The following is a 6,986-nucleotide window of genomic DNA, read 5'->3' on the forward strand; positions in this document are numbered from 1 at the left end:
TTCCTATTTATTGTGGCTTTGTCCGCTTATGAAGGGAATAAATGAGCGTTATGGAAATTTACTCAAGCCAGCCTCAATTTATGAGGTGGCTTGAGTAAAGTGGTGCGGTTTATTTTTTGTTTAAGATGAAGTCGACAGCGTCAGCGGTCGCAACATCTTCGTTTTCACCTTGAGTGCGATTTTTGTATTCAAGTGTGTCGTTCGCCAAGCCTTTATCGCCGACAACAAGGCGATGTGGAATGCCAAGTAACTCGCAATCAGCGAATTTCACACCAGGGCGTTCTTTACGATCATCAAGTAATACATCTAAGCCTTTTGCTTTTAGCTCAGAATATAAGCGATCACATTCGTTGCGGACGGCTTCGGATTTATCGTAATTCATGGCAACAATCACAACATCAAAAGGCGTGATGCTTTCTGGCCACAAGATACCTTTCTCATCAAAGTTTTGCTCAATGGCTGCAGCAACAATACGAGAAACACCGATTCCGTAACAGCCCATGTGCATTACTTGGGCTTTGCCGTTTTCATCTAGTACGGTTGCTTTTAAGGCTTCTGCATACTGTTGGCCTAATTGGAAAATGTGACCGACTTCGATGCCGCGTTTGATGACGATTGTGCCTTTGCCGTCTGGAGACGGATCACCTTCGACAACGTTTCGCAAATCGGCTGTTTCAAAATCTGGGCAGTCTCTTTCCCAGTTTAAGCCAGTTAAGTGATGGTCATCTTTGTTTGCGCCAGCGCAGAAGTCAGACATAACTGCTGCTGAGCGGTCAGCAATAATACGAATGCCTTTCTCTTTTAAGCCTTTAGGGCCAATTGAGCCAGGTGCGCAACCAATCTTGTTGATGATGTCAGCTTCATCAGCAAATTCAAAAGGAGAAATAATGCCTTCAAGCTTTTCTACTTTCAATTCATTGATGTTGTGATCGCCGCGCAATACAAGAGCAACAATGGTCGCTTGCTCGTTTTCATCTAGGCCTTTTACCAGCATAGTTTTCACTGTCTGAGTGACATCTAGCTTAAGGAATTCAGCAACCTGTTGAATTGTCTTGCAGTCCGGCGTTAAGACTTCGGCCAATTCTTGTGTTGGTGCGCCGGCTTTTGATTTTAAGCAAACTGCCTCTGCAAGTTCTACGTTGGCTGCGAAATCAGAAGCATCACTGAACGCAATGTCATCTTCACCAGAGTCTGCAAGTACATGGAATTCATGTGAGTACGCACCGCCAATGCTGCCTGTGTCTGCCAGTACTGGACGGTAGTCTAGACCGATTCGATCGAATACGTTGCAATAGGCTTTATGCATTACCTCGTAGGTCTCATGCAATGACTCTTCATTAACATGGAATGAATAAGCGTCTTTCATGCAGAACTCGCGAGAGCGCATAACGCCAAAACGTGGGCGAACCTCATCACGGAACTTTGTTTGGATCTGGAAGAAGTTCATTGGTAGTTGCTTGTAGCTAGTCAGTTCATTGCGAGCAAGATCTGTGATGACTTCTTCGTGAGTTGGTCCAAGGCAATAATCGCGACCATGGCGATCTTGTAGGCGAAGTAATTCGGCACCGTATTTCTGCCAGCGGCCAGTCTCTTGCCATAATTCAGCAGGTTGAACTCCTGGCATCATGACTTCCAGTGAGCCCGCTTTTTCCATTTCTTCACGGACAATGTTCTCGACTTTACGAAGTACTTTTAGTCCCGTTGGTAGCCAAGTGTATAAGCCTTTAGAAAGCTGGCGAATCATGCCGGCACGAACCATAAGCTGGTGGCTGGTTACGACGGCATCGGTTGGAGCATCACGTAGGGTAGAAAATAAATAATTGCTTGCGCGCATGATAGTCTTGTCTATTTTTTAGGTTGTATGATTAGCCAGCGAATTTTGCTTCGTGTTGGCCTTTGGTGTTAACTGTAATGGCAAAGATTCCGCCAGCTTGGGGGAATTCTTCTAATTCTTCTTCTGTTTGGGCTGATCGACATGTGGTCACGAATAAGGTGCTCATGTCTTTGCCGCCAAATGCTACCATAGTTGGGTAAGTCGCAGGTACGGGGTACTCTTCTAAAATGTTCCCTTCAGGGCTTATTTTTACGACGCGTTGGCCTTGATATAAAGCAGACCAGTAGTTTCCTTCAGCATCTACTGCGGCACCATCTGGACGACCATTGCCGCGAGGAAATTCAATGAAGACTCGTTTATTTGTTGCTGAGCCTGTTTCAAGGTCGTAATCAAATTGATAAACCACGTGATTCGGTGTGTCAGAATAGTACATGGTTTTGCTATCAGGAGAGAAAGCGAGTCCATTTGATGTCCAGGCAGCTTGGTCGATAAGCTTTTCTTGGCCTTGGCTGAACTGATGTAGCGCGCCTTTAAATGCATCTTTTGGTGAATACATTGTTCCGGCAAGAAAGCGGCCTTTCGCGTCACAACGGCCGTCATTAAAGCGTGTTGTTTTTTGATCGTATGTAGCGAGCCAGTAAGGTTCTAATGGGGCTTCGAAGTCAGGGAATGTGTAAACACCTGATCGGAATGCAGCAATAAATCCACCATTTTTGCTCAAAGAGAAACAGCCTATTTCTTCATCAAAGGTGCGTGATGACAATGTTTCTGATTGGGTGTTGTAGGCATGCAGCTTAAAGGAATCGATATCAACAAAATATAGAGTTTGAGTTGTTTCGTCCCAACGTGGGCATTCAGCTAATTTCGCTTGTGCATCCAAGACACATTGCATTGTTGTCATGCGAGCTCCAAGTCTCTCAGTGATTTTAAAATTGAGGGTGCTATAGTGCTTATGAAAGCCTTTTTTGTAAAGTGGGAATGTATAAAGATGTTTGAGTTAGATCCAGTTTTAGAGCGCGATTCTGTGTTGGTTGGGTGTTTTTCATTATGCCAGTTGAGGTTAATGAATGATGCTCAGTTCCCTTGGTTTATTTTGATCCCTCAACGTAACCATATTACTGAGATTTATCAGCTTGTTGAGGAGGATCGTCAGCGATTAATAGCCGAGAGTTGTTTGCTGTCAGAAATTTTGCATGATGCTTTTTCTGCTACCAAGCTAAATGTTGCCGCCCTCGGCAATCAGGTGCCTCAATTACACCTTCATCATATAGTGCGTTACTCAACTGATTTGTGTTGGCCGGGACCTATGTGGGGCAAGTTTCCTGCTGTTGCGTACACGGAAGAAAACTTGGCCAAGATTTTGCAAAAGGTTCAATCATTACTAAGTGATGATTTGGTTTCATTAGGTGACGGCGCTGATCTTTACTATTGAAATAAGCTTAAGATTGGTATTCTATTAGGATGATATTTAGTCAATTTGGAAAGTCTGTTTTATGAGCGTACGCAGAAGGAAGAAGGCTATACAGAAAGTTGTTAAATTGCTGAATTTAGCAACATCGACCAACTCGAGTGAATCTACTGTGGCGCTGCGTCATGCAGAGTCATTGATTAGGCAATATCAAATAGCTCAGCGAGAGCTGCCAATTCTTCAGTTGTGTGACCGTTCTACACTTTATCGTGTCAGTTGGGGTGGTGCAGCTCCTCGATACGCTAAACAAACTTCCGTGCAGACTCCTTCTGAACCTTCTGTTTACCAACGTCGTTTTAGTGAAAAAAATAATGATCCAAGTCGAGCTTATGAATCCGCTCGAACGATTCTCGATGATCTTGAAGAAACCGTTGATGATTTGTTTGAAGGCGAGTTAGACAATGCAGAAGTAGAGAGTGAGTTGGATGCGAATTCTGAAGTGGACTTGACGAGTAGCGAAAGTATGGAAAACGAACCGGTTTTGGATAGCGAAGAAGTTGTAAGTGAGTGTGCGGCAGAAGCCAATGATGAAGTTGATACGGTAAATTATTCGTCATCTGGTGATAATGTCATTAATGCAACAGAAGTTTTTCGTTCAAACAATGCTGAATTCACAGAGACTTTAAAAACACAATACGCTGCCAGCGATCCAAATATTCCTTTTGTGGAAGATGGCTACTGGTCCAAGGTTTATGAAAAGCTTGCGAACTTTGATGAAGTGAAGGTTCAATCTAATATTGAGGCGCTTAACACTCAACTTTCTCTGGCTCAAGAAAATCTACAATCTAAAAAGCAGAAGCGCTATGAGCATGAGCAAGATGAAGTTCAAGAGCGAGCTGAGCGAGCGAGGATTGAACAGAGTTTTGAAGAGGCAATAGAAAGGGCGTTTCAGGCGAGAGCGAAGTCTTATGAAGCTTGGGAGGCGCGCTGCACTAATGTTCGTATGGCTTGCTTACGAGATGAGCAAGAGGCTGTTCAGGGTTACGATGCGATCACTCAAGATTTAGAGAAAGCGAAAGAGTCTCTTCAGCAGCATTTGCAGCGTAAAGAAGATTATCGTGCGGCGAAAATTATGCATGAGCTTCGTCGAGAGTTGGCATTAGCTGTTTCTGTTGGTGATGAAGCTATGTCTTCTTATGAAAAAGTAATTAGTATTATGAGTGAAAATGGTCTTTCTCTTAAAGACTTGGAATTCTCTGATATTAAAAACAAGAGTCTGTTTATTCGGTTGCTGGAGAGAGAGTCGGCGCTTATCGAGGATGTGCATGAGCGTGAAGAGCACACAGAGAAGATGTTGGATAAGTTTTTGGTGTCTAGTTCGTCGAAAAAAGATGCTAGACCATCTGAAAACCCAATCCAGCGAATTCAGCGATTGCTTATCGCAGCGAGTGAGGGTGGGCAGTTTGAAACTCAGAAGAGTTTAGAGCAGGTTATTTATCTGATGGATTCTAATGGGGTTGGTGTTCGAGATATTGGCTATGGCTTCATTAAAAAGTACTCTGTTTTTATTCGCCTAATTAATTGGGAGGCGGAGCGCATTTCATCTTTGTCGGAGCGCGAGAAGTTTACAGCTGAGATTTTGGAAGAGTATATTCAACATTCTGTACAGAAACCTAAATCTGATAATCATGAGCAAAAAATGAGCCGCTAATACTTAATCAAATCATTTGTTTTGCTTTCCTATATGCCTCCTATTCATTTGATTGATAGGGGGTATATTTTGTTAAAAACTACCTTAATACTTCCTTTGCTTGCCTGCATCTTTTACCATTTCCCATTCGAGATAATCATAATCCTCAGCAGGAGAGAAGTATGAGCATTATTAAAGAAGATGATTTGATTGACAGTGTAGCGGATGCGTTACAGTTTATATCTTATTATCACCCTCTGGATTTTGTTAATGCGGTACATGACGCATACGAAAGAGAAGAGAGTAAAGCCGCCAAAGATGCTATGGCGCAAATCCTAATTAACTCAAGAATGTGTGCCGAAGGTAAACGCCCTATTTGTCAGGATACGGGTATTGTGACTGTTTTTGTTAAGGTCGGCATGAATGTTCAGTGGGAAAGTAGTAAAAGCGTTACCGACATGATTAATGAAGGTGTACGCCGTGCTTATTTGCATCCAGACAATGTATTGCGTGCTTCTATTCTAGATGACCCTGCTGGTGCTCGTAAAAACACCAAAGACAATACGCCTGCGGTGATTCACATGGAAATCGTTCCTGGTGACACAGTTGAAGTGCATGTGGCAGCGAAAGGTGGCGGTTCTGAGAACAAATCTAAACTTGCTATGCTAAATCCATCGGACGATATCGTTGAGTGGGTTAAGAAAACAGTACCAACAATGGGCGCGGGCTGGTGTCCACCAGGTATGTTAGGTATTGGTATTGGCGGTACTGCAGAGAAAGCCATGGTTATGGCGAAAGAGTCTTTGATGGAACCGATCGATATTCATGAGTTAAAAGCTCGTGGTCCAAAAAACCGTGTAGAAGAGTTGCGCTTGGCAATCTTTGAAGAAGTAAACAATTTAGGTATTGGTGCTCAAGGTCTTGGTGGTTTGACAACCGTACTGGATGTCAAAATCATGGATTATCCAACACATGCGGCTTCACTTCCTGTTGCAATGATTCCTAACTGTGCTGCAACCCGCCATGCGCATTTTGTATTGGATGGTTCTGGTCCTGCGGACTTGGTGCCACCATCATTGGATGACTGGCCAGAAATTACTTGGGAAGTGGGTGAGAGCGTTCGTCGAGTGAATTTGAACGAAATCACACCAGAGCAGGTAAAAGAGTGGCAGCCAGGCGAAACTATTTTGTTAAATGGCAAAATGCTAACAGGTCGTGATGCAGCCCATAAGAAAATGGTAGAGATGCTGGCGAATGGCGAAGAGCTACCAGTTGACCTAAAAGGGCGCTTTATTTATTACGTAGGGCCTGTTGACCCTGTTAGAGACGAAGCAGTTGGTCCCGCTGGCCCAACAACGGCGACTCGTATGGATAAGTTTGCTCGTACTATTTTGGACGAAACAGGTTTGCTTGGCATGATAGGTAAATCTGAGCGTGGTCCTATTGCGATTGAAGCTATCAAAGAGTTTGGTGCTGTTTATCTTATGGCTGTGGGTGGTGCTGCTTATTTGGTGTCAAAAGCCATTAAAAAAGCCGATGTAATTGCTTTCCCTGAACTTGGGATGGAAGCCATCTACGAGTTTGATGTTGTGGATATGCCTGTCACTGTTGCTGTTGATTCTGAAGGAACCTCGGTTCACATTACAGGTCCGGCAGAATGGAAAGCTCGTATAGAAGAGCAAGCCCTAGAAATTAAATAAGCGAATCCGTTGAAAAAGAAATGATCTTAAAAGGCCGCAATATAAAATGCGGCCTTTTTTGTTTTTTTGCTAGGGAAGGTGTTGCATCGTAATTTTTAATCTGTATTATACGCTCCTCGGTCAGGCGATATGCCTGGTTCTGCTCTTTAAGAATTTAAACAGATAATTTGTGTGGGCGCTCGCTGGAGGCTTCAGAAGACCATCGCATTGCTACTTGTAGCGTGTAGTTAGTCAAAAAAATTGAAGTCTTACGAGACGTCAAACACGTCAATTCGCTTTATAAGTAAATTGTTAGTGTTTCGATACTTGAGTAAGCAAACTTTTTAACTGAAGAGTTTGATCATGGCTCAGATT

At 43.3% G+C, this 6,986-nt stretch carries 5 protein-coding genes; 3 read left to right on the top strand and 2 right to left on the bottom strand.

The annotated features are described in order from the left end of the window. Window positions 1-109 precede the first annotated feature (109 nt). The gene (locus tag ACMUMQ_RS11350) at window positions 110-1,834 is read right to left on the bottom strand and encodes a proline--tRNA ligase (protein WP_414682104.1); all 1,725 of its coding nucleotides are present in this window, start codon (window positions 1,832-1,834) and stop codon (window positions 110-112) included. Window positions 1,835-1,865: 31 nt separating this feature from the next. Further along, on the bottom strand, window positions 1,866-2,735 hold the full coding sequence (locus ACMUMQ_RS11355; protein WP_414682105.1) for an SMP-30/gluconolactonase/LRE family protein: 870 nt from the start codon (window positions 2,733-2,735) through the stop codon (window positions 1,866-1,868). An 87-nt stretch (window positions 2,736-2,822) separates the two neighbouring features. Here ACMUMQ_RS11355 and ACMUMQ_RS11360 point away from each other — a divergent pair, with 87 nt between their 5' ends. From ACMUMQ_RS11360 to ACMUMQ_RS11370, 3 genes are all read left to right on the top strand, one after another. Beyond that, a complete protein-coding gene (locus tag ACMUMQ_RS11360; protein WP_414682106.1) occupies window positions 2,823-3,266 on the top strand; it encodes an HIT domain-containing protein in 444 nt (147 codons plus the stop codon). Between the two features lie 61 nt (window positions 3,267-3,327). Further along, window positions 3,328-4,953, top strand: coding sequence for a DUF2786 domain-containing protein (locus ACMUMQ_RS11365; RefSeq protein ID WP_414682107.1), 1,626 nt, complete (start codon window positions 3,328-3,330; stop codon window positions 4,951-4,953). A gap of 161 nt (window positions 4,954-5,114) precedes the next feature. After that, the gene (locus tag ACMUMQ_RS11370) at window positions 5,115-6,632 is read left to right on the top strand and encodes a fumarate hydratase (RefSeq protein ID WP_414682108.1); all 1,518 of its coding nucleotides are present in this window, start codon (window positions 5,115-5,117) and stop codon (window positions 6,630-6,632) included. Window positions 6,633-6,986: the final 354 nt, after the last annotated feature.

It is taken from the genome of Marinomonas algae, from assembly GCF_047525555.1.
Classification (GTDB): domain Bacteria; phylum Pseudomonadota; class Gammaproteobacteria; order Pseudomonadales; family Marinomonadaceae; genus Marinomonas.

Coding starts and splice junctions, on each gene's coding strand:
- ACMUMQ_RS11355 (WP_414682105.1), bottom strand. CDS start 2,735: ATGACAACAATGCAATGTGTCTTGGATGCACAAGCGAAATTAGCTGAA.
- ACMUMQ_RS11370 (WP_414682108.1), top strand. CDS start 5,115: ATGAGCATTATTAAAGAAGATGATTTGATTGACAGTGTAGCGGATGCG.
- ACMUMQ_RS11365 (WP_414682107.1), top strand. CDS start 3,328: ATGAGCGTACGCAGAAGGAAGAAGGCTATACAGAAAGTTGTTAAATTG.
- ACMUMQ_RS11360 (WP_414682106.1), top strand. CDS start 2,823: ATGTTTGAGTTAGATCCAGTTTTAGAGCGCGATTCTGTGTTGGTTGGG.
- ACMUMQ_RS11350 (WP_414682104.1), bottom strand. CDS start 1,834: ATGCGCGCAAGCAATTATTTATTTTCTACCCTACGTGATGCTCCAACC.